Consider the following 21,566-nt stretch of genomic DNA (forward strand, 5'->3'; position numbering starts at 1 on the left):
GCCGAAGGCACACGCACGGGTGCCCCTGTGAACCTTGGGAGATGGCACCATGACCCAGCAGTCAGTGGAGCCCAGGACCGCAGCCGACGACGCGGGCGATGGCAGCCGCGTCCCGGCCGGGCGTTCCTGGCTCGACCGGTACTTCCACATATCCAAGAGAGGGTCCACGGTCTCGACAGAGGTCCGCGGCGGCATCACCACCTTCATGGCGATGGCCTACATCCTCCTGCTCAACCCCCTCATCCTGTCCGGCAAGGACGCGGCGGGGGACACGCTCGGCCAGAAGGCGCTGATCACCGCGACCGCGTTCGCGGCGGCCTGCACCACGCTGCTGATGGGATTCGTCGGCAAGGTGCCGCTCGCCCTCGCCGCCGGCCTCTCCGTCTCCGGCGTCCTGTCCTCGCAGGTCGCCCCCGAGATGACCTGGCCGCAGGCCATGGGCATGTGCGTGATGTACGGCGTCGTCATCATGCTGCTGGTCGTCACCGGCCTGCGCGAGATGATCATGAACGCGATCCCGCTGGCGCTCAAGCACGGCATCACGATGGGCATCGGCCTCTTCATCGCCCTCATCGGCTTCTACAAGGCCGGCTTCGTGCACCAGGGTGCGCACACCCCCGTCTCCCTCGGCCCCGCGGGCGAACTCGCCGGCTGGCCCGTGCTGCTCTTCGCCGGAACCCTGCTGCTGATCTTCATGCTGCAAGCCCGGAACATCCCCGGCGCCATCCTCATCGGCATCATCTCCGGCACGATCGTCGCCGCGGTCCTCAACGCCGCCGGCGTGATCGCCCCCAAGCAGTGGGCGAACGGCGCCCCCGAACTGCACGGCAGCGCGGTCTCGATGCCCGACTTCTCGCTCTTCGGGCACGTCGAGTTCGGCGGCTGGGGCAAGGTCGGCGCGATGACCGTCGGCATGATCGTCTTCACGCTGGTGCTCGCCGGGTTCTTCGACGCGATGGCCACCATCATCGGCGTCGGCACCGAGGCCAAGCTGGCCGACGACAAGGGCCGTATGCCGGGCCTGTCCAAGGCGCTGTTCATCGACGGCGCCGGCGGTGCGATCGGTGGTGTGGCGGGCGGCTCCGGTCAGACGGTGTTCATCGAGTCGGCGACCGGCGTCGGCGAGGGCGCCCGCACGGGTCTGGCCTCCGTCGTCACGGGCCTGTTCTTCGCGGCCTGTCTCTTCTTCACCCCGGTCACCGCGATCGTCCCGCAGGAGGTCGCCTCCGCCGCCCTGGTCGTCATCGGCGCCATGATGCTGATGAACGCCCGGCACGTGGACTGGGCCGACCGCGCCACCGCGATCCCGGTCTTCCTGACCGTCGTCCTGATGCCGTTCACGTACACCATCACCACCGGTGTCGCCGCGGGCGTCATCTCCTACGTGGCCATCAAGACCGCCCAGGGCAAGGCCCGCGAGATCGGCGCCTTCATGTGGGGTCTGACGGTCATCTTCCTGATCTACTTCGCACTGCATCCGATCGAGGGCTGGCTGGGCGTGCACTAGCCGGCCTGCCGAACGCCCCTTCCACGCAACCCCGTTAAGGAGACCGAGAGATGCTGGACATCGCCGAGGAGCTGAACCGGTGGGTCGAGCAGGGCCGTGACTTCGCCGTCGCCACCGTGGTGGCCGTCGGCGGCAGCGCCCCGCGCCAGCCCGGCGCCGCCCTCGCGGTGGACGCCGACGGCACGGCGATCGGCTCGGTCTCCGGCGGGTGCGTGGAGGGCGCGGTGTACGAGCTGTGCCAACAGGCGCTCGACGACGGGGAAACCGTCCTCGAACGCTTCGGGTACAGCGACGAGGACGCCTTCGCCGTCGGCCTGACCTGTGGCGGCATCATCGACATCCTCGTCACACCGGTCCGGGCGGACGGTCCCGCCCGGCCGGTGCTCGCGGCCGCGCTGGCCGCCGCCGCCCATGGGGAGGCGGCGGCGGTCGCGCGCGTCGTCCGGGGACCGGCCGAACTCCTGGGCCGGGCCCTCCTCGTGCACCCCGACGGCTCCTACGACGGCGGCTTCGGCGCCCACCCCGAACTGGACCGCACGGTCGCCGCCGATGCCGGTGCCTTCCTGGACGCGGGCCGCACCGGCACCCTGGAGATCGGCGAACAGGGCTCCCGCTGCGGCGCCCCGCTCACGCTCCTGGTCGAGTCGTCGGTCCCCGCACCCCGCATGATCGTCTTCGGCGCCATCGACTTCGCCTCCGCCCTGGTCCGCGTCGGCAAGTTCCTGAACTACCACGTCACGGTGTGCGACGCCCGCCCGGTGTTCGCCACCCGCACCCGGTTCCCGGAGGCCGACGAGATCGTCGTCGAGTGGCCCCACAAGTACCTGGAGCGCACCGAGGTCGACGGCCGCACCGTCCTGTGCGTCCTCACCCATGACGCCAAGTTCGACGTACCGCTGCTCGAACTGGCGCTGCGCCTGCCGGTCGCCTACGTCGGCGCGATGGGCTCCCGCCGCACCCACCTCGACCGCAACGAGCGCCTCCGCGAGGTCGGCGTCACCGAACTCGAACTGGCCCGCCTGCGCTCCCCGATCGGCCTCGACCTCGGCGCCCGTACGCCCGAGGAGACGGCACTCTCCATCGCCGCCGAGATCGTCGCGGGCCGGCGCGGAGGCAGCGGGACCTCACTGACCGGAGCACACACCCCGATCCACCACGACACGGCGTCACTGCCGACGGGGCGGATCGGGTCGGTGGCCTGAGCGACGCGGCGGAGCCCGGCGACGGGCTCGGCCGCGCATGCCGTCGCGCAGGATCTGGCGGGCGTCCTGCCTTCGGGCGTCGGTGAGTTCCGTGGTGGCGGCGCGGGCTTGCTCGTCGTCGGGGGTGAGCGCCGCGGGTGCGGGCGCGCCGGCGAGCCCGATCATGACGACGGTTGTTTCACTGTCCACGGCGAAGCATTGTGTCTCGCTGGCATGGCGCGGCCCCGGCCGGCGAGCTGCCGGCCGGGGCCGCGGGGATTGCTGTCAGGGCTTGGGCGGGACGATGAACCCCCGCACCGGCCTGGGTTCCGGGGCACGCGAGTCCGGCTGCTGCGCGCGCTTCCACGCCGCCACCAGCTCCGCGTACCGCGGGTCGATCCACTCAGACATGCGCCACCTCCGCCGTCAGCCTACGGGAGGCTCCGGCTTCGGCATGGGACGGATGGTGCACTCCGGGGCGTGCTGGCAGTTCGCCGCCACGGACACGAGCGTCTCGTCGGACGGCGGCCCCCACAGCTGCGGGTCTGCCACCCACCCGAGTTTGGCGATCTGCTTGCGGGTCCGCTCCAGGATCGGCGAGTCGTAGTTCGTCGGGTCCCAGCCCGGGTTGCGCGAGCAGGCGGCCACGAACTTGATGCCCTCCTCGACGATCCGGCCGGCCATCTCCTCCGGCATGTCCGGGTTGGCGTCCATGACCGTGCCGCGGCAACTGGCCAACTGCTCGTCGGGTCGGGACGGGGTAGCTCCGGCGGCGGACCCACGGCCACCCGCAACCCCGTCCGGGTGGCCGATCCAGCGGTGACGCTCCCAAAGCCCGCTGGACGTCTGTGCAGCTACGTAGTCCACGTCACGCCATGGGCGTCCGTGGTGGACGTCCGGCCGGTGTAGTGGTCGACGTGATGTCGATCGTTGTGCGGCGGCCTCGTACACCGTGCGCGGCCTCCCTCGTGCGGCGCCCAGCAGTACCCGGCTGCACGGCCGGCCGCCCGCGCCGCCTGCTCCGCCTCATTGGCCTGTTGCCGCGTCATCGGCGCAGCTCCAAGGCCAGGGCCCGCAGGGCGCGGCGGGTCTCGCACAAGGAGGCGTCGTCCGTGCACTGCTCGCACGTACCCGGGTGGGTGCGCACCAGCAGCAAGAGCGGCTTGCGGGTGCAGGGGCGGCAGCCGCGGGGGTACCAGCGGCCGGGCACGTCCTTGATGCTGGCGTGGCGGGGCTCAAGGTCTACGGCTGTGTCGCCGTGGAGTTCGGCCGCGCACCACACGCAGTGCGCGCCGCGCAGCTGGGCGCCGGTCAGCGTTGCGGGGGCGGGCAGGTCGAGCAGGGCGAGCGGCCCCGACTGCGTCGCGCTGCTCATGCTCGTGTCTCCGCTTCAGGCCGGTAGCCGCCCGGCCCGAACGCGGCGGCGAGGAGTGTCGGGTCGGTCAGATGGCCGGTGCCGTCCGGTAGCTCCAGCCACCACCGGTCGCCAAGGGAATGCACGACGGGCGGGCACTCCAGCGGCCAGCCGGCCGGACGCACGGTGAGGCCGGTGACATCGTCGAGTTCGTCAGCCAGGCTCGGCGGGAGCAGCCACCAGGCCGTGCCGAGGTGGGTGTCGGCGAGCACCGGGCCATGGGGGTTGGAGCCCATGCGCCGGACGGCGTCGAGGGAGCGCTGCAGCGACGCCTCGGCCACCCGCCAGTGCGGGCCGGTAGGGATCGCGGCAAGCTGCTGGGTGTCCCATGCGCGCTGCGCTGCTGCGGGGGCGGGGGCGCAGGACAGAAGCCAGTCCTGCCCCGCACGCGTCGGCGCGAGGTGGAATTGCGTCGGCATACCCCGACCGTATGCAGGGCGGTTGCGGGCCTGTGCGCCGATTGCGCGGGATTGCGCGCGCTGCTGCAGAGGTTGCGGCTGATTGCCTACGACAGGTCGAGAGAGGCCCGTGCACGGCCGATCAGCCGCCGTGCTGGCGCCCCGTACTCGGCGGACTCGGCGAGCCAGTCCCACGCCCGCTCATACAGTGCGAGGTCCTCGTCACCCGTCAGCCACAGTTCCTCGCTGATCGTCTCGACGATGACCAACCGGCGGTCGTAGATCCAGAACGCGTGCGGAACGGTGCGGCGCAGCTGCGCGCCGAAGGGGATGATCCCGAGTTCAACGCGGCGCTGCCCGACGAGGTTGTAGAGGCGGTCGAGCTGCTCGGCCATCACGTCAACGGGGCACGCGCGGTGATACAGGGCCGCCTCGCACAGGACGAAGTGGAAGGACTTGGCCGGGTCGTACAAGGCTTCCTGCCGCCGCATACGCGCCTCGACTGCCGCGTCGGTGGTCGGCGGGACGCCACGGAACTCGGCGAGCGCGTCGAAGAGGACACGCGCGTATTCCGGCGTCTGGAACAGGCCCGGGATTCTGCTGACCTCCAGGCCGCGGATCAGCCGGGTGTTGTCGGTCAGCTTGACGCCGATCTCTTGGCGGCCGCGGTGTCCGCCGGCCAGCTGGCGCCGCCAGGATCGGTTGCGCTGCTTCATGTCCAGCCCGGCCAACAGCCCGTGCAGCTCAGCCTCGACGTCCGACCGGTCGAGGGCGCACGCCCATGCGGTTAGGTCGTCGCGGGTGGGGGTCTGCTTGCCGTTCTGCAGGCGGCTGACCTTCGAGGCCTGCCAGTCGAGCCGGGCTGCGAGATCCTTGCCTTCCAGCCCGGCCTCGGCGCGCAGCTCGCGTAGGCGCGCGCCGAGGGCTTCACGGGCGGTCTGGAAGTCGGTGGTCACACGGTCGAAGCTACCTGCCTCGCGAACTCCCGCGTAGCCACAGCGTGGTGCCAGGCGGCGTCTCTGGCCTGGCACGCGGCGAGCACCTCGGCAGGGTCCTCGGTGACGTACACGCCGAGGGTGGTGTCGTCCTCGTCGAACGCGAACCGGGCCACCACCCGGGAGTCGAACAGCCAGTAGTCGTAGTCGGGTAGCCGCAGCTGTTCGGCCTGCGCGCGGCTCAGGTTGCGGATGTCCTCGCCGGCGGCGACGTTGCCGGGTGCGCTGGCGAGGAGGAACCGCTGGCCGTCGGTGGGCGGGGCGTCGACCAGGCGCACGCGCTCGAACCGCTTTCCGGCGGCCGTCTGCTCAGTGACGTTCACCCGCCACGTGTTTGCCGGGTCCTGGGCGATGTCCTCGCCGGCCTGCCAGCGCGCCCACTTGGGGCTGTTGCGGTCGGAGGCGTACCCGCGGCGTGTCTCCAGACGCCAGGCGGTGTGCCGGAACTCGCGGAACAGGTGGGTGATCGAGGAGAACGGCTGCAGCTCTGGCGCCTCGGTCTTCGGCGCGTACCGGGTGAGTAGGCTGCGGGGGACGCGAACGAACGTCTCGGACGGCTTCACGTCCCGCAGCTGTGCCAGGTGCTCGGGGTCGGACTCGCGGTCGCCCTGGACGAGGATCTCGTCGGTGCCCTCGATCTCGTAGAGAGTGGGGCAGTCGCCGTCGTCGCTGGTCGTGCCCATGAACCTGAGCGCCATGTCGCCTCCGCTCGCTGGTGGTTGGGCTCCCAGAATGCGCGGGATGGCGCGGCTTCGCTGAGGGATTGCGGCAGATTGCGCGCCGTCGCAGGGGCGTGGTGATTGCGCGCAACCGCGCTGCCGAGACGAAGAGCGGCCGCCCGCCGACGACGAGCCCACCGCATGACGACGGCACCGCCCCCCACCACCAGGGGACGGGGCCGCTTCACACCCGGCCTACGACGCCTGACCCGTGACGTCGGTGATCTCCACGGACACCTTCGTGCTCGCCGAACCAGTGCTGATCAGAGACGGCGTGTAGTTCAGGCTCGTCTGGTCCGACAGTTCAGCCGTCTCGATGACCGGGCCGGACTCGTCGCCGTGGATCTCGTAGGTGATCTCGTACACGGCGTCCGGGTCGATGTCCTCGCTGTCGCCCAGGTAGGTCAGGTTCGGCTCGACCGTCAGGTTGCAGCCCGCCGACCCGAAGCACTGCCGCTTGGTGGTGCGCAGCTTGATCGTGAAGCTGTTGGCGTCGATCTCGCTGTACGTCGGCGTGGCGTCCGGCTCCTCCGCGGCCGCGGTCGCGGTGTGCTTGGCCGGGGCGTTCGACTTGGCGGCCGCGGCCGGCCTGCTGCCGCTGTCGTCCATCGAGTTGACGACGACGATGCCCGTGGCGACGACCGCCGCGATGACGGCTGCCGCAGCGCCGATGATGACCACGTTGGTGCGGGACTTCTTCGGGGCCGGCTCCGGTGGCGGGAAGCTGGGCATCGGCGGCGGCGTGGGCGTGGTGTTGCTCATGGGTCCCCCGAGGTTCGGGCGTGCTGGGTGGGTCTGAGAGCGCGGGGCGGCCCCGCCGGGGCGGGGCCGTGGCCGGAAGGTCAGGAGACGTTCACGCGCAGCGGGTCACCGAGGAGCCCGTCGGTGTAGGTCACGTACTTCGGGGTGAACTTGCCCTTCCCGGTGATGGTGCCGGAGATGTTCTCGCCGGGCGCCAGGTCGACAGTGTCGATCTGCTTGTCGTCGGCGGCCAGCTCAGCGCCGTGCTTGGTGCCGTTGGTGTCGGTGATCGTGAAGTACAGCGGGTTCACGCTGATGCTGTCGTCGCCGCTGTTCGTGACGGTGACGAGCACGCTGGTGTAGGCGCTGCCGTCGGCGAGGACGGTCTTGGTGAAGGCGGTATTCTTCGCGGTCACCTTGACGGGGCCAGCAGGTTCCTTCGGCTTGGAGGCGTGCTTTTCGGCAGGCTTCGACGCCTTGTCGGACTTCGGCTGCTCCGCCACGACCGTGGAGCCGCTGCCGCTCTTGTCGTCCGAGCCGGAGCCGCCGATCGCGCCGGCGATACCGATGACGACGAACAGGGCGAACAGGCCACCGCAGCCGATGCCCACGATCTTCCCAACGCTGGTCTTCTTCGGCTGCGGCGGCTGCCACTGCGGCGGGGCGCCGTAGGGCGGCTGCTGCGGGTACTGCTGGTTCACGTGTCCCCCCGGGGGATCGTTTGTGCCTTGCGAGTGTGCGACTTGTAAATGAGGTGTGTGGTTGCCTCGAACTGGCGGAATTAACCCGATCGTGAACATCTTGGTCACGTGTTCGACGGTGGTCGGGTGGTCCATCACCGGCCTACCGCGGCGGCACCTTCTGATGCCGGACGGTGTGGCCAGGTCGTAGAGAACCACCCCGCCATCGGTGCGACGTACCCTCCCTGGCCTCCCTGAGTGGACACTTCTGCAGGTCATGTACAGGGAGGCGGGGCAGGGAGCCGGTGAGAGAGACCTCCCTCAGATCTCGTCGTCTCCCTGTTCGTCGACGCCCTCGGCGAGCCGCTCCAAGATGGCGTCCTGGATGCGGTCGCGGGCGACGACCATGCGCCCGTCGGACTTGAACTGCTGTGCGCCATAGGGCTCCAGAGCCTTCTTCAGGTCCGCCGGCCCCCAGCTGCGGTACGCGTCCCAGCTGCAGCAGTTCCGTCCGCCGCTTCTGCCGGGCCGCCTTGTGGGAGCTGACGCGCTGCTCCCACTCGCGGACCAACTCCTCGTTGCCGCCGGCCTCGGCGAGCCGCATCATCCGCTCGTAGGGGGCCGCGGTCCGGCCGTCCCAGGTCCGTTTGGCGAGGATGCGGGTGCCGCCCCACAGGTAGTAGCCGTGGCGGATGGTGAACCGGTAGGCGGGGTTGGTGCGGGTCTCGACGACGACGCGGCGCAGCGAGTCGATACGGACCCGGCGGCGCGGTGCAGGCGTCTCCTTGCTCGGCTCCTCGACGTCCACGGTGGGGGCAGTCTCGGGGGTGAACTCTCGACGGCACCGGCCCTCGCCTTTCCGGGCAGCCGCGCCCGGATCTACGATCTTGACATGAATGACGGGGGCACGACATTCGAAGAGCTGCAGACCGCCCGGCTGTCGCTACGGCGGCCGGTCGAAGCCGACATCGACGCGATCTTCGCCGTGCACAGTGATCCTGAGACGTGCTCCCACAACCCCTCCGACGCGCTCGCCCGGTTCGAGGAAGCGGAGGCGCTCTACCGGCGCTGGGACGACCAGTGGCGGCGGCACGGATACGGGTACTGGGTCGTCCGGCGCCACGGCTGTGACCAGCAGCTCGGGTGCTGCGGAGTCAAGCCCATGGAACTGCACGGGGAGCGGGTCCTGAACCTCTTCTACCGCTTCGCCGCCTCGGCTTGGGGCCAGGGCTTCGCCGGTGAGGCAGCCGCCGCGGTCACCGCCTGGGCGTCCCGGCACCTGCCGGACCTCCCGCTGATCGCACGCATACGGCCGGCCAACGTCACCTCCCAGCGCGTGGCCCTGCGCGCCGGACTCGGCCGGGCGCAGCATCTCGACACGGAGGGATACGACGGCTTCGACTGGATCTACGTCGCACAACCGGAGCACTGGGCCACGAAGGGCCGCTGAGAGCGAAGCCCGCTCACGCCCGTCGGAGGAGCCTGTTCACCGCGCGTCCGAACACCGCACGTGACGTTCGCTCCACCACGCCGTCGAAGAAGCGGGGGAGGAGGCGGACCCGCAGTTCCTCCCGCCACACCACCCGGGCACGGCCCCCGGGCCCGGGCCGGACCTCGATCTCCGCCCAGCCCAGGACGACCCGCCCGCGCTTCTCCAGCCGGCACAGCCCGGGCCCGTCGTCCACCGGCGGATGCCAGGCCGTCACCTCCATGGGATCGTCGAAGGCGAGGGGGCCGAGGCCCGAGCGGGCCACGAAGCGTGTGCCCTCCCGGGTCGGCGCGGGCGTGAGCACGGTGACCCGGGTCAGGGGGACCACGTCACCGTGGCGGGGCCACTGCGTGAGCCGGCGCCACGCCTCGTCGAGGGGGAGCGGCACCGTGCGTTCGAAAGAGAAGAAGGGCACGGCACGATCGTAGGGAATCGCCGCCCGCCACCTGCGAGTTCGGTCCAGGGTCACCGCCCTGGCGCAGCGGCGGTGCGGCCGCCGGCGAACGTGTGGGCCCACGAGTGGCCGATGGGGCGCACGGTGTCCACCCTGGAGGAGTGAGCACCGTGGGTGGCACCGCGGCGGCCTCCGGCTGGAGAGGGCTCCTGGAGAGCCCCGTCGTCGGCATGGCTCCGTGGATCATCTTCTCCCTGCTGGTCGGACCGGGCCGGTTCGAGATCTCGGTCGCGCTCGCGCTGGCGTGCTCGGTCGCTCTGGTCCTGCTCGGCAGGCTGGCCCACCCGGGCAGCTCCTGGAAGCTCCTCGAACTGTGCGACGTGGTCTTCTTCGCCGGCATGGCCGTCGTCGGCGTCCTGGCGAGCGAAGGCACGCTGCGCTGGCTGGAGACGTACGCCGGGGAGGTGTCCAACATCGCGCTGGTGCTGATCGCCTTCGGCTCGATGGCCGTCCGGATGCCGTTCACCTTGCAGTACGCCCGCGAACAGGTCGACCCCGCCCTCTGGGACACGCCCGCGTTCCTGCGCACCAACTACGCCGTCACCGGGGTGTGGGGGCTCGCCTTCCTGGTGGCGGCGCTCGCGGGCGGCTACGGCGACCTCGTCCTGCACAACCCGGACAATCTCTGGACCGGCTGGATCATCCAGATCCTGGCCATCGTCGTGGCTCTCCGCTTCACCGAGTGGTATCCCGAGGTGGTCCGGGCCCACGCCCGGCGCGACAGCGGCCGCCCCGGTCCGGACCCACCCCCGGTGGCCGATCTGCTGCTGCCGCTGGCCGGCCTGCTGGTCCCGATCGGGATCGCCGTCCTGATCTTCGACAACATGTGGTGGCTGGGCGTGGGCCTCGTCGTGGCCGGCACGCTGCTCACCAGGGCGCTGCGCCGGCCCGGAACCGGTCCGGCTCCGAGCGCTTGACGTGGCAGGTAATCGACCCGGGGACCGGCTCCGGGAAGGATCGGGATCGACAGCACGACGGGACGCCCCGTCCCGTCCGAACCCGTCCGGACCATCCCGAGGAGGCCCCATGCCTTTCTACGAGAGCCCCGTCGACGGCACCCGGCTGCACTACGTCGACCACGGCCCCGCCCGCGGACCCGTCGTCGTGTTCGTCAGCAGTGCGTACCTGGGGCACGAGCTGTGGGAGTACCAGATGCTGCCGCTCGCCGAGGCCGGCTACCGGTGCGTCGGTCTCGACCGGCGCGGCCACGGACGCTCCGACGACGCCTGGCTCGGCTACGACCTCGACACCCTCGCCGACGACGTGCACGGTCTGCTCGTCCACCTCGGACTGCGGGAGGTGACGCTGGTCGGGCACTCCGTCGGCACCGCCGAGGTGGCGCGCTGCCTGACCCGGCACGGCGCCGACCGGGTGGCACGGGCCGTGCTCGTCTCCGGCGTCACACCGGGAGTCGTCCGTTCGCCCGGGCTCCCCCAGGGCGTGGACCCGGCGGTGGTGCGCGTCGACGACGAGATCTTCCGGCGTGACCGCGCGGGGTACTTCACCGCCTCGGCGGACGACTTCTTCGCCGTGAGCCGGCCCGGCAACGAGCTGTCCGCCGCCTATGTCCGCTACCTCGTCGACCGCTGCCTGGCCGCCACGCCCCGCGCCGCGAACGGGGTGCGGGCCGTGGTGGCCGCGCTCGACCTCACCGACGAGCTGCCCGGCGTGCGGGTCCCCGTCCTCGTCGTGCACGGCACCCACGACACCTCGGCACCCCTCGCGCTCACCGGGGAACGCACCGCGCGGCTGCTGCCGCACGCCACGCTGAAGGTGTACGAGAACGGCGGCCACGGTCTGTTCGCCACCCACGCGCGGCAGCTCACCGCGGACCTGCGGGAGTTCGTCGACGCGGCGGCCGCCGAGCGCCACGCGGACGCGGAGGGCGAGAGTCTCACGGCTGCCCGCGCCGCCTGAACCGGCTCGGCCTCAGGGCCGGTACACCGTCCCCGGTTCGGCCTTGCCGGGTGCGAGGAGCTGAGGAACCGTCACGAAGACGTAGCCGCGCTGCTTCAGGGCGTCGATGATGCCGGGCACGGCGGGCACGGTGCCCTTGTAGATGTCGTGCAGCAGGATGATCCCGTCCCGGGACGCCTGCGCGAGGACCCGCTCGGTGATCAGCGCGGAGTCGTTGGTCGTGTAGTCCTTCGCGGTGACGCTCCACAGCACCTCGGCGAGGCCCAGCTGCTTGGCGATCTTGTGCACGTTCGCGTCCGTACGGCCCTGCGGCGGGCGCATCAGTGTGGGCTTGTGCCCGGTGAGCCGCTCTATCGCGTCGTTGGGCCGCTTCAGCTCCTCGCGTATCTGCGCGTCGGAGATCCGGGTGAGGATCTTGTGGTCCCAGGTGTGGCTCGCCACCTCGTGGCCCTCGGCGGCCATCCGCTTGACCAGCTCCGGGTACTTCTCGATGTGCCGCTTGCCGAGCAGGAAGAAGGTCGCCGGGACCTTCTTCTCCTTGAGGATGTCCAGCAGTCGCGCCGAGTTCTCGCTGGGTCCGGCGTCGAAGGTGAGCGCGATGCACTTGGCCTCGCGGCAGTCGACCGACCCGAAGTGGGCCGGCGCCCCGTGCGCCGCCTCGGCCCGCACCGTGCTCGGCGCGGTCGTGTCGACCTCCGCGCAGCCGGACAGGGTCAGCGCCAGGCAGGCGGCGGCCGACGTGAGCGCGGACAGACGCAACCTTCGGCCGCCTGTGCGCATCTTCTTGGTCGCGTGCTGCCGGGCCGGGGTCGTCTCGGTCGAAGTCGAATAAGGCATGCCGGGACTATACACTCAGTGTATAGTTCGCGTGTTTGAATTCTTGAGGGTTTTCCGACGACAGGTCCGGCCGCCGTAGCACCATGGAGGTATGGGGGAGAAGACCCCGGCGAGAGGACGGGCCCATGTACTACCGGGACCGCGCCGAGGCCGGACGGAAACTCGCCGGCCTGCTGAGGGACCTGCGCGACAGCGGCGACCTTCCCGACCCCGTCGTCCTGGCCCTGCCCCGCGGCGGGATCGCGGTCGCCGCGCCCGTCGCCCGCGCCCTCGGCGCCCCGCTCGACGTGCTCGTCGTACGCAAGATCGGCGCCCCGCACCACGCGGAGTTCGCCGTCGGCGCCCTCGCCGCCGACGATCCTCCCCTCTTCGACTCGGACACCCTCGACCGCCTGGGCCTGACCGAGGAGCGCCTCGCCCCGACCGTCGAGCGGGAACGGGCCGAGCTGGCCCGGCGGGAGCACCGCTACCGCGGCGACCGCCCGCCCCCGGAACTCAAGGGCCGTACCGTGATCATCGTGGACGACGGCCTGGCCACCGGTGCCACCGCCCGCGCCGCCCTGCGCCACGTATGGCGCCGGGGCCCCGCCCGGGTCGTGCTGGCCGTCCCGGTCGGCGCCCCGGACTCCCTCGCCCTGCTCGCGGACGAGGCCGACCTGATCGTGTGCCCGCACCGGCCGGCCGGGTTCAGCGCCGTCGGGCAGTGGTACGCCGACTTCGGGCAGCTGACCGACGCGGACGTGCTCGACGTGCTCGACGCACTGCACGCGCGCTGAACACCGGGAGCGAGGATGCCCGCACTGAACGCGGCGGAGGCGCGGCGCCGGTTCACCGCCGCCCGGGTCGCCCGGCTGGCCACGGTCGACGCGGCGGGCCGCCCGCACCAGGTGCCGGTGGTCTTCGCCCGGCACACCCTCGGCGGCACCGACCGGCTCGTGACCGCCGTCGACCACAAACCCAAGACCACCGCCCGCCTCAAGCGGCTGCGCAACATCGCCGCACACCCGGCCGTGTGCCTGCTCGCGGACGCCTACGACGAGAACTGGGACCACCTGTGGTGGGTCCGCGCCGACGGCGAGGCCCGGGTCCTGCCGCCCGACGCGGCCGATCCGGCCGTACGTGACGCCCACGAGACCGCCGTACGACTGCTGCGCGAGAAGTATCCGCAGTACCGCGACCACCCGCCGCACGGGCCGGTGATCGCTGTCAGCGTGCGGAGTTGGACTGGGTGGGAGGCCCGCGAGCGGTGACGCCGGACCCGGCGGGGCATCCGGTACGGACGCCCGCATTCCGCCCGTCCGCGACAACCCCGTGCACACCAGTAGTACCGGAGGGGCACGCGGAGTAACCTCTCGTGACATGACGCGCACGGGGGAGCGAGCCGTCAAGTCGCGGTTAAGGACGCCACCTTGGGTGGCTCGCATCGAAGAGCAGGACGGACGGGTGCTCGGCGCGGGGGTGCTCCTCGCCCCCGACCGCGTGCTCACCGCGGCCCATGTCGTCCGGCCCGGCCGGCCCTACGTCGTCCACTTCGTCGGCGTGCCCGGCGTACCGGGCGTGGCCGCCACGGTCCGGGCGGACGAGCATGTGCCGCAGCGGGAGGACGCCTTCGGCGACCGCATCGGCGACCTCGCCCTGCTGCGGCTGGTGCAGCCGCTGCCCGCCGAACACACCACCCGGCTCTACCGGCTGGCCTCGCCGCACGGACCGGTGAGCATGTACGGCTTCCCGGCCGGCGACGACGGCGGCCGCTGGCACGGCGCCACCCTGGTCGCCGCCCGCGGCCGGGACCACCAGGTGCAGCTGCGCCCGCAGACCCGGGGTGAGCTGGCCGCCCCGGGCTTCAGCGGCGGGGGAGTGGTCGACCATGAGACGGACGAGGTCATCGGGATCGTCCTCAGCGTCGACGAGGGCCCGGGCTCCGTCTTCAGCTACATGAGCCCCACCGAGACCATCCTGAGCCATCTGCCGCAGGCCGCCGCCTGGAGCGAGGGCGCCGAGGCCGTCGACCCGACGCTGCGCCCCGGTGCGACGGGCACCGCCGGCCGGCTCGACGTGCCGTTCGCCACCGAACTCGCCTCCTGGTTCCGGGGCGAGGGCTGGCCGGTGCTCGTCACCGTCGTCCCCGCCCGCAGCGGTCGCGCCTGGACCCTCACCCGCGCCGTCACCCTGGCCGACCGGGAGCTGCGCACCCAGCAGAACACCAGCGCCTTCAGCCACGACCCGCCCGAGACCGTACCGCCGGCCGGCGGCCACGATCTCGCCCTGGACGTCAAGGGATTGACGGTCAATCAGATCATGGACCGGATCGCAGGGCGGCTGGGTATCCGCGGCGACCCGAGGCCAGAGCGGCTCGGCGCCCTGCGCGTGCCGCTCGCCGCCGTCCTGGTCGGCGTGGACCAGGCCGCCGAACCCGACGCCCTGCTCGGCCTGCTGGACCGGCTCGCTCAACAAGGGGCCCGGCTGCTCCTGGTCTTCCGCCGCCGGGGCGGCCGCGCGGCCCAGGCTGCCGAATCCTTTGTCCAGCGTCCGCTGCGCCACCGCTGGACCCGGCTGCACCGCGAACTCGACCACATCGTCGACGAGTTGGGGCCCACACTCGACGAGCGCCGGGACCGCGTGGCGGCCGACCCCGGCACCCGGCAGCTGCTGGACCAGGCCGAGGCCGGCGTACGGCGCACCCGGATGCTGCTCGCCTGGGTCGCCCACACCCCCGAGCGGGAGCGGGAACCCCGCCACGCCGACCTGCTGTTCACCTTCGAGGACGCCGCCGAGCGCCGCCGCCAGCGCCTGGAACAGGCGATCTCGGTCCTCGACGACCGGCTGCGCCGCCGCGAGGAACTCCTCGGCCGGGTCACCGCCGAGTGGCCGCTGTGCCGGGAACGGGCCGCGGCCCAGGGCGGCGACCGGGTCATGGAGGCCTACCGGCTCTACGAACGCGCCCTGTCGCTGCTGCGGCAGAGCCCCTGCGACGTGGACGAGGCGGAGACCGCCGCCCGGCGCTTCGTCGGCTTCTGCTCCGGCACGGCACCCGGAAGGGAGGGCACCCCATGACCTCGTGCATCCGGCCCGGCTGCGCGGGCCACATCATGGGCACCGGCTACTGCGACACCTGCGGACACCGGCACCTGGAGCCACGGAACGAGCCACGGCCCGAGTCGCGGTCCGAGCCACCGCCCCCGCCGCCCGGGCCCGAGGAACCGCCCGGCCCGCAGCCCACCCACGCCGTCGCCGGAGTCGGCGAACTCGACCAGCACGGACTGGTCCTGCTGCCCGACGTCCCCGCCCCCGAGGGCGGGCTGGTCGAGGACCCCCGGCCGCCCACCGGCGGCCGCCGCTGCGGCGCGAACGGCTGCACGATGATCGTCGGCATCGGCTACGGCGGCCAGCCCGCCCCGGTCAAGGGCCGATGTCCCCGCTGCGGCACCCCCTACTCCTTCCTGCCCCAGCTGGACAAGGGCGACCTGGTCGCCGGCCACTACCGGATCCTCGGCTGCCTGGCCCGCGGCGGTCTCGGCTGGATCCACCTCGCCGAGGACACCAGCGCCGACGGCCACCGCGTCGTCCTCAAAGGGCTGATCGACGTCCACGACGCGCTCGCCCGCCGCAACGCCGTCGAGGAGCGCCGCTCACTCACCGGTCTGCACCACCCCGACATCGTCCGCATCATCACCTACGTCGAACACCAGGCCCCCGGCAGCTCGCCCACCGGCTACCTGGTCATGGACTACATCGGCGGCCGCTCCCTGCAGCAGCTCTTCGACGCCGACGACGCCGAGCGCGTCTTCCAGGGCCGCCCCCGCCTCGACCACGTCCTCACCTACGGCTGCAAGATCCTCGGCGCCCTGCAGTACATGCACGAACGCGGGCTGCTCTACTGCGACATGAAGCCCGCCAACGTCATCCACTTCGGGCGGGCGATCAAGGTCATCGACCTCGGCGCGGTCCGCGCGATCGGCGACCGCGGCTCCGCCTACGTGTACACCGCGAGCTTCGCCCCGCCCAAGGAGGAGGTCGACAGCCGAGGCTGGCACGTCGACAGCGACCTCTACACCGTCGGTATGACCCTGCAGGCGCTGGCCCGGGGCACCGAAGCGGCCCGCGGTCTCGCCCCCGACTCCTTCCGCCGCCTCATCGACCGCGCCACCCACGCCGAACCCCGCGCCCGGTTCCGCTCGGCCGCCGAGATGTCCCGCCAGCTCTGGGAGGTCCTGCGCGAGTTCCGCTCGCTGCAGTTCGGCGAGCAACTGCCCGAGAGCAGCACCCGGTTCCGCGCCACCGAGGCCAGCCTCGACGCCGGACTCGGCGCGATCCCCTCCCTGGACCACTGGACCGGTCGGCCCGGTGCACACCCCGCCGATCTCGACGTCTCCCCGCCCGCGGCCGCCGAGGTCGCCGGCGCTCTGCCGGAACCGGTCCCCGACCCCGACGACGGCGCCGCCCTGCTGCTCGACACCTTCCCGCCCGACGCCCCCGACCGGGTCGCCCGGCAGTGGCCCCGCGAATCCCGCCTCGGCACCCCCGAGACCGCGCTGTGGCTGTGCCGCGCCTACCTGAGACAGGGCGCGCAGGGCGAGGCCCAGAGCTGGCTGGCCGAGGCCGAGACCCTGCTCGGCGAGCGCGCCGCCGCCTACGACTGGCGCATCGCCTGGCACCGCGGCGTGCTCCACCTGAGCAAGGCCGAGGTACGGCAGGCCGGCAGCTGCTTCGAGGCCGTCTACCGGGCGCTGCCCGGCGAGTACGTGCCCAAACTGGCCCTCGGGTACTGCGCCGAACACGGCGGTGAGCAGCGCACGGCCCGGGCCATGCGGTTCTACGAGGCCGTGTGGGCCCGGGACTTCGCCCACACCGCGGCGGCGTTCGGCCTGGCCCGCGGCCACCTGGCCACGGGGGACCGGGACGCGGCCGTACGCGTCCTCGACGATGTGCCCGCCACCTCCCGTCACTACGACGCCGCCCGCATCGCGGCCGTCCGCGTCCGCGCCGGTGTCCTGCACGGCCGCGCCCCGTCGGTGGCCGACCTGCGGGACGCGGACCGCCGGCTGCCCGAGCTGCACCTGGACGGCGGCGCCGCCGACGGCGAGTCGCGGGCCCGGCTGGTCGCCGAGGTCCGGGAGAACGTCCTGCACTGCCGCCCGAAGCCCGGCTGGGGGCCTCAGTTCCCGGTCGGCGACCTGCTCGGAGCCGGCGGCGAGGACGCCCTGCGCACACTGCTGGAGCAGTCCTTCCGGCAACTGGCCGCGCAGGCGCGCACCGCGGGCGAACACGGCCGGCTGCTCGACCTGGCCCATGCCGTGCGGCCGATGAGCAGATTCTGAGAACGCGGACGACATCGGGGAAGCGAGGGGGACGAGGCCATGAGCATGGCCGGGAGAGGCGAGGGCACCGAGGACATCACGGTGACCCTCGCAATCGGCCAGGAGAAGGAACTGCCCGTCGTGCCGACCGCGGCCGGGCGGTCCCGGGACCGGGAGATGCACGCCATCCTGGAGATCGGGGTCAGCAACAACGGCGTCCCGGGCATCGTCACCGGGGGCGCCCGCGGAGCCGGGCCCGCCCTCGCCGAGGTGCTGATCGTCGACACCTCCCGCTCCATGCTCCACCCGGACGCCAAACTGCGCGCGGCCAAGGACGCCACGGTCGCCGCCCTGCGGCTGCTGCCCGAGGGCACCGCTTTCGCAGTGCTCTCCGGCCGGTTCGACGCCACCGTGGTGCACCCCGGCCCGGACCGTGAGGGCATGGCCGTCGCCGGGACCGCCGAGCGGGAGGCCGCCGAGCGCGCCGTACGGATCCTGGACGCGAACGGCGGCACCGCCATCGGCCACTGGCTCGACCTGGCCCGGCGGCTGCTGAGCAAGCAGTCCGCGCCCGTCAAACACGTCCTGCTGCTCACCGACGGGCGCAACGAGCACGACCACCGCGCCGGCATGCGGCTGGACACCGCCCTTGAAGCCTGCGACGGCCGGTTCGTCTGCGACGCGTGGGGCATCGGCGACGACTGGGACGCCGACCTCCTGCTGGGCATCACCCGGCGACTGCACGGCCGGGCCGGCGCGGTCCGCCGCGAGTCGGAACTTCCCGCCGCCTACGAGGAGTTGGTGAACGGTCTGCTCGGCACCGCCGTCCCCGAGCTGCGCATCAGGATCACCCCGACACCCGGCACCGTGATCCGTCAGGTCAAGCAGGTCGTGCCGAACGAGCAGGAACTCCTCGCCACCGGCGTCGAGTTGGGCGCACGCGGCGCCGAGTACGTCACCCGCGCCTGGGGCGAGGAGACCCGGCACTTCCAGGTCGTGCTGACCGCCGATCCGACCGGCCGCGAGATCGACGAGGACCTCCAGCTCGCCGCCGTGGACGTGGTCGTACCCGACTTCGGGCCCGCCGTACGGCTGCCCGCGCCGCAGCCCGTCCTGGTGCGCTGGACCGACAACCCGCTCGACGCGTCCCGGCAGCATCCCGGGGTCCGCCGCCACGAGCTGTACCAGCAGGCGAGCGCCGCCGTGGCCCGGGCCTACCGGGCCTGGCTGCGCCGCGCGGAGGGCAGGGCGGAGGCGGACCGGGAACTCGCCCGGGCGCTGGCGCTGGCCGGAGAGCTGGGCGACGCCCACCTGCTGGGCGCCCTGCGCCGGATCGAGGCCGAGCCGGGCACGGGCCGGGTCCGCGACGGCCTCAAGGACGTCGACTGGCAGCACCTGATCCTCTCCAGCGCCATGACCACCCCACCGGAACAACCCGCCGAGGGCCCGCCCGAGGCAGGTCCGCCGGCCGTCGGCCCGCAGGCCCCGCCCGATGCCGACGAGCTGATCGAGTGCCCGGAATGCAAGTGGCTCGGCCCGGCGGACTCGGTGTACTGCGGCAGGTGCGGACGTCTGCTGGGGGGAGCCCTGTGAGTGTCGACGCCCGCGCCAGGCCGGGCCGGCGGGTGCACGCCACCACCAGCCCCCGCGACCGGGCCCCGCTGCCCCGCTTCCTCGGCCGCCTCCTCGGCTCCGGGCGGCGACCGCCGGACCCGGGCAGCACGACCGCGTACGAACTCGGCGTGCGCCGCCGCCTGCTGCTGGCCCTGACGGCGCTGCTGACCCTGTCCCTGTTCCTGTCCTACGAGGGGGTGCACGCGGACGCCAACCCGCTGCGCACCTCCAGCGCCCCCGCCGTCGTCGCCATCGACACCGCGCTGTACGCGCTCGGCGAGGCACAGGCGGACGCGACCGGGGGGACCCCGTCGACCAGCGAGTTCCAGAAGCAGATCTCGGTGGCCGCGCAGAGCCTCGCACTGGCCGCCACCGACGACGTGGGCGGCCCGGGCGGCCGGCAGGCCCTGCAGACGGTCGCCGGACTGATCATCGGGTACACCGGCATGGTCGAGAAGGCCCAACTGGAGCCACAGGGAAGCGTGTTGCGGGATGCCTACCTCAGCTACGCGACCAGCATGCTGAAGACCGCGAAGGCCGGCATCGAGGACCGGCTCAGACGGCTGCAGGACGAACAGCGCGCCGTGGTCGGGCGGCAGACCTCCTTCGGGTGGGCGCTGTGGCTCGGCTGGAGCGTGACCGCGCTGCTCGTCCTCGCCCTGGGCGCGGCCCTGGTGGAGACCCAGCTCTTCCTGCGCCGCCGCTTCCGGCGCAGGTTCAACCGTCAACTCATCGCCGCATGCGCCCTGTTGGCCGGAGGGTTCACGACCCTCGTGCTGTTCACGGTGTGGACGCGCCAGGGCATGACGGACACCCGCTCTCTGCTCGACCGGCTGGTGTCCGGGCAGGCCGTCACGGACGCGGGGCAGCACACCGCCGGGTACCTGGCGCACACCGGTTTCCGCGCGGCGGCCTCGGTGTGGATCGTGTTGGGAGGCATCGTGCTCATGGCGCTGACCGAGACGGGTCTGCGGCAGCACATCAACGACTACCGGTTCAGGCCCCGGTGAGCGCCCCCGGCAGCGGCCCCGCGGCCGCCACCCGGCGCCGCCCGGTGCGTACGGTCACCGTGCTGGTGAGCTGCCTGGCCGTGCTGGCGGCGGCCGTCGTGCTCGGCGTACGCGCCCTCGGACAGGAACCGACCGTCACCCTGCTGGCCAACTGGACGGGCAAGGACGAGCAGTACTTCCGGGAGGCGGTCATCGACCCCTTCGAGCGCAAGTACCACGTCCACGTCGACTACCAGGGCAGCTCCGCGGAGAGTCAGGTGCTCAGCGCCGACGTCGAGGCCGGCACCCCGCCCGACGTCGTGGTGCTCACCGGTCCCGGCGAACTCGCCGCCTACGCGGACCAGAAGCAGCTGCAGCCGCTCGAGAAGCTCGTCCCACGGGGCGACTTCAGCAAGTCCTGGGTAACGCCCAGGAACGGGCACGTGTACTGGTTCCCGCTCAAGGCGGACCTCAAGAGCATGGTCTGGTACCGGCCGGGGGTCGGTGCGCAGCAGCGCGAGAACGCTGCGAAGCGGCCGGACCAGTGGTGCCTCGGCATGGGCTCGGGTGCCACCAGCGGCTGGCCCGGCACCGACTGGATCGAGGACATCCTGCTGCAGCGGTACGGCCCGGGCGTGTACGAGCGGTGGGCGCGCGGCCTGCTGCCCTGGCAGTCCAAGGAGGTGAAGGAGGCCTGGACCACCTGGGGGAAGATGGTGGGCGCAGGTGGCTCCAGGGACCTCGTCCTGCGTGCACTGCAGACCGAGTACCAGAAGGCGTCCGAGTTGGTGACGATGAACCCGCCCCAGTGCACCCTGGAGCACCAGGCCTCCTTCATCCGCAACCTGGATCCGTGGACGGAGGCACGCGGCCGCTACGAGCACTCGACCCGCCTCATCCCCGGCGCCACCGCTGACAATGCGTGGGAGGTCTCCGGCGACCTGGTCGCCCTGCTGCACGCCACCCCGCAGGCGCAGGAGCTGATCCGCCACCTCGCCGCCGCCGGGACCCAGCGGGCGTGGAGCGCCAAGGAGGCCGGTCTCTCCGTCAACGCCCACGCGCAGCCCGCGGCAGGTGACTCCACCCCCGCCTGGCGCCGCTCGCTGGCCCGGACCCTCCTCGACCGCGGGGCGGTCCACTGCTTCGACGCCTCCGACGCCATGCCGCCGCCGGTGCGCGACGCCTTCGCCCAGGCGACCATCGACTTCCTCGCCGATCCGCGCCAACTGGACGATCTGCTGAAGAACCTGGACAGCCTGGGCAGCGCGGAGAGCCTGAGCTGGCTGACATCCGTATGCGACAGCACCCGAAGGAGCGGACCTTGAACGACTGCC

At 72.3% G+C, this 21,566-nt stretch carries 23 protein-coding genes; 12 read left to right on the forward strand and 11 right to left on the reverse strand.

Going from position 1 to position 21,566, the window contains the following annotated elements; translation table 11 throughout:
• The first annotated feature begins 49 nt into the window (after positions 1–49).
• Together ACFY3C_RS42055 and ACFY3C_RS42060 are read left to right on the forward strand one after the other, a co-directional pair.
• Positions 50–1,507, forward strand: a complete 1,458-nt coding sequence (locus tag ACFY3C_RS42055; protein WP_386580790.1) for an NCS2 family permease — start codon at positions 50–52, stop codon at positions 1,505–1,507.
• Between the two features lie 50 nt (positions 1,508–1,557).
• Positions 1,558–2,709: an XdhC family protein gene (locus ACFY3C_RS42060; RefSeq protein WP_390774640.1), complete on the forward strand. Its 1,152-nt coding sequence runs from the start codon at positions 1,558–1,560 to the stop codon at positions 2,707–2,709.
• On the opposite strand, the gene ACFY3C_RS42065 is transcribed toward ACFY3C_RS42060, so the two are convergent.
• The 9 genes from ACFY3C_RS42065 to ACFY3C_RS42105 all read right to left on the reverse strand — a co-directional run bounded on the left by ACFY3C_RS42065 (position 2,674) and on the right by ACFY3C_RS42105 (position 7,656).
• Positions 2,674–2,898, reverse strand: coding sequence for a hypothetical protein (locus ACFY3C_RS42065; RefSeq protein WP_390774641.1), 225 nt, complete (start codon positions 2,896–2,898; stop codon positions 2,674–2,676). The two genes, ACFY3C_RS42060 and ACFY3C_RS42065, sit on opposite strands and share 36 nt — an antisense overlap.
• 75 nt (positions 2,899–2,973) lie before the next feature.
• The gene (locus ACFY3C_RS42070) at positions 2,974–3,099 is read right to left on the reverse strand and encodes a hypothetical protein (RefSeq protein ID WP_390774642.1); all 126 of its coding nucleotides are present in this window, start codon (positions 3,097–3,099) and stop codon (positions 2,974–2,976) included.
• Between the two features lie 15 nt (positions 3,100–3,114).
• On the reverse strand, positions 3,115–3,402 hold the full coding sequence (locus tag ACFY3C_RS42075; RefSeq protein ID WP_390774643.1) for a hypothetical protein: 288 nt from the start codon (positions 3,400–3,402) through the stop codon (positions 3,115–3,117).
• A gap of 331 nt (positions 3,403–3,733) precedes the next feature.
• Complete coding sequence (locus ACFY3C_RS42080) at positions 3,734–4,063, reverse strand: hypothetical protein (protein WP_390774644.1); 330 nt, start codon at positions 4,061–4,063, stop codon at positions 3,734–3,736.
• Positions 4,060–4,521 (reverse strand): hypothetical protein, encoded by a 462-nt coding sequence (locus tag ACFY3C_RS42085; protein WP_390774645.1) that lies wholly within the window; start codon positions 4,519–4,521, stop codon positions 4,060–4,062. The genes ACFY3C_RS42080 and ACFY3C_RS42085 overlap by 4 nt, the downstream gene beginning before the upstream one ends.
• A gap of 86 nt (positions 4,522–4,607) precedes the next feature.
• Positions 4,608–5,456: a helix-turn-helix domain-containing protein gene (locus tag ACFY3C_RS42090; protein WP_390774646.1), complete on the reverse strand. Its 849-nt coding sequence runs from the start codon at positions 5,454–5,456 to the stop codon at positions 4,608–4,610.
• Positions 5,453–6,193 carry a DUF6879 family protein gene (locus ACFY3C_RS42095; RefSeq protein WP_390774647.1) on the reverse strand — a complete coding sequence of 247 codons (741 nt, stop codon included), beginning with the start codon at positions 6,191–6,193 and terminating at the stop codon, positions 5,453–5,455. The genes ACFY3C_RS42090 and ACFY3C_RS42095 overlap by 4 nt, the downstream gene beginning before the upstream one ends.
• A 216-nt stretch (positions 6,194–6,409) precedes the next feature.
• Positions 6,410–6,976 (reverse strand): hypothetical protein, encoded by a 567-nt coding sequence (locus tag ACFY3C_RS42100; protein ID WP_390774648.1) that lies wholly within the window; start codon positions 6,974–6,976, stop codon positions 6,410–6,412.
• 80 nt (positions 6,977–7,056) lie between these two features.
• Positions 7,057–7,656: a DUF4352 domain-containing protein gene (locus ACFY3C_RS42105; protein WP_390774649.1), complete on the reverse strand. Its 600-nt coding sequence runs from the start codon at positions 7,654–7,656 to the stop codon at positions 7,057–7,059.
• An 871-nt stretch (positions 7,657–8,527) separates the two neighbouring features.
• Here ACFY3C_RS42105 and ACFY3C_RS42110 point away from each other — a divergent pair.
• A complete protein-coding gene (locus ACFY3C_RS42110; RefSeq protein ID WP_390774650.1) occupies positions 8,528–9,085 on the forward strand; it encodes a GNAT family N-acetyltransferase in 558 nt (185 codons plus the stop codon).
• A gap of 13 nt (positions 9,086–9,098) precedes the next feature.
• On the opposite strand, the gene ACFY3C_RS42115 is transcribed toward ACFY3C_RS42110, so the two are convergent.
• Positions 9,099–9,539: an SRPBCC family protein gene (locus tag ACFY3C_RS42115; protein ID WP_390774651.1), complete on the reverse strand. Its 441-nt coding sequence runs from the start codon at positions 9,537–9,539 to the stop codon at positions 9,099–9,101.
• 140 nt (positions 9,540–9,679) lie between these two features.
• On the opposite strand from ACFY3C_RS42115, the gene ACFY3C_RS42120 reads away from it, so the two are divergent.
• Positions 9,680–10,495 (forward strand): hypothetical protein, encoded by an 816-nt coding sequence (locus tag ACFY3C_RS42120; protein ID WP_386580799.1) that lies wholly within the window; start codon positions 9,680–9,682, stop codon positions 10,493–10,495.
• Between the two features lie 109 nt (positions 10,496–10,604).
• The gene (locus tag ACFY3C_RS42125) at positions 10,605–11,495 is read left to right on the forward strand and encodes an alpha/beta fold hydrolase (protein WP_390774652.1); all 891 of its coding nucleotides are present in this window, start codon (positions 10,605–10,607) and stop codon (positions 11,493–11,495) included.
• A 12-nt stretch (positions 11,496–11,507) separates the two neighbouring features.
• Here the strand turns inward: ACFY3C_RS42125 and ACFY3C_RS42130 are convergent, their stop codons facing one another.
• Positions 11,508–12,275 carry a polysaccharide deacetylase family protein gene (locus ACFY3C_RS42130; RefSeq protein WP_386580837.1) on the reverse strand — a complete coding sequence of 256 codons (768 nt, stop codon included), beginning with the start codon at positions 12,273–12,275 and terminating at the stop codon, positions 11,508–11,510.
• 182 nt (positions 12,276–12,457) lie between these two features.
• On the opposite strand from ACFY3C_RS42130, the gene ACFY3C_RS42135 reads away from it, so the two are divergent.
• The 7 genes from ACFY3C_RS42135 (at position 12,458) to ACFY3C_RS42165 (ending at position 21,557) form a co-directional block, all read left to right on the forward strand.
• Entirely contained in the window at positions 12,458–13,108 is a 651-nt protein-coding gene (locus ACFY3C_RS42135) for a phosphoribosyltransferase (RefSeq protein WP_386580803.1), read from the forward strand.
• 15 nt (positions 13,109–13,123) lie between these two features.
• Complete coding sequence (locus tag ACFY3C_RS42140; protein WP_386580805.1) at positions 13,124–13,582, forward strand: TIGR03668 family PPOX class F420-dependent oxidoreductase; 459 nt, start codon at positions 13,124–13,126, stop codon at positions 13,580–13,582.
• A gap of 163 nt (positions 13,583–13,745) precedes the next feature.
• The gene (locus ACFY3C_RS42145; protein WP_390774653.1) at positions 13,746–15,386 is read left to right on the forward strand and encodes a serine protease; all 1,641 of its coding nucleotides are present in this window, start codon (positions 13,746–13,748) and stop codon (positions 15,384–15,386) included.
• The gene (locus ACFY3C_RS42150; RefSeq protein ID WP_390774654.1) at positions 15,383–17,650 is read left to right on the forward strand and encodes a tetratricopeptide repeat protein; all 2,268 of its coding nucleotides are present in this window, start codon (positions 15,383–15,385) and stop codon (positions 17,648–17,650) included. The genes ACFY3C_RS42145 and ACFY3C_RS42150 overlap by 4 nt, the downstream gene beginning before the upstream one ends.
• 39 nt (positions 17,651–17,689) lie before the next feature.
• Positions 17,690–19,222, forward strand: a complete 1,533-nt coding sequence (locus tag ACFY3C_RS42155) for a VWA domain-containing protein (RefSeq protein WP_390774655.1) — start codon at positions 17,690–17,692, stop codon at positions 19,220–19,222.
• Positions 19,219–20,253 (forward strand): hypothetical protein, encoded by a 1,035-nt coding sequence (locus tag ACFY3C_RS42160; RefSeq protein ID WP_390774656.1) that lies wholly within the window; start codon positions 19,219–19,221, stop codon positions 20,251–20,253. The genes ACFY3C_RS42155 and ACFY3C_RS42160 overlap by 4 nt, the downstream gene beginning before the upstream one ends.
• Positions 20,250–21,557, forward strand: coding sequence for an extracellular solute-binding protein (locus tag ACFY3C_RS42165; RefSeq protein ID WP_390774657.1), 1,308 nt, complete (start codon positions 20,250–20,252; stop codon positions 21,555–21,557). Before ACFY3C_RS42160 ends, ACFY3C_RS42165 begins: the two co-directional genes overlap by 4 nt.
• Positions 21,558–21,566 lie beyond the last annotated feature (9 nt).

Source organism: Streptomyces sp. NPDC001410, assembly GCF_042895235.1.
Lineage (GTDB): Bacteria > Actinomycetota > Actinomycetes > Streptomycetales > Streptomycetaceae > Streptomyces.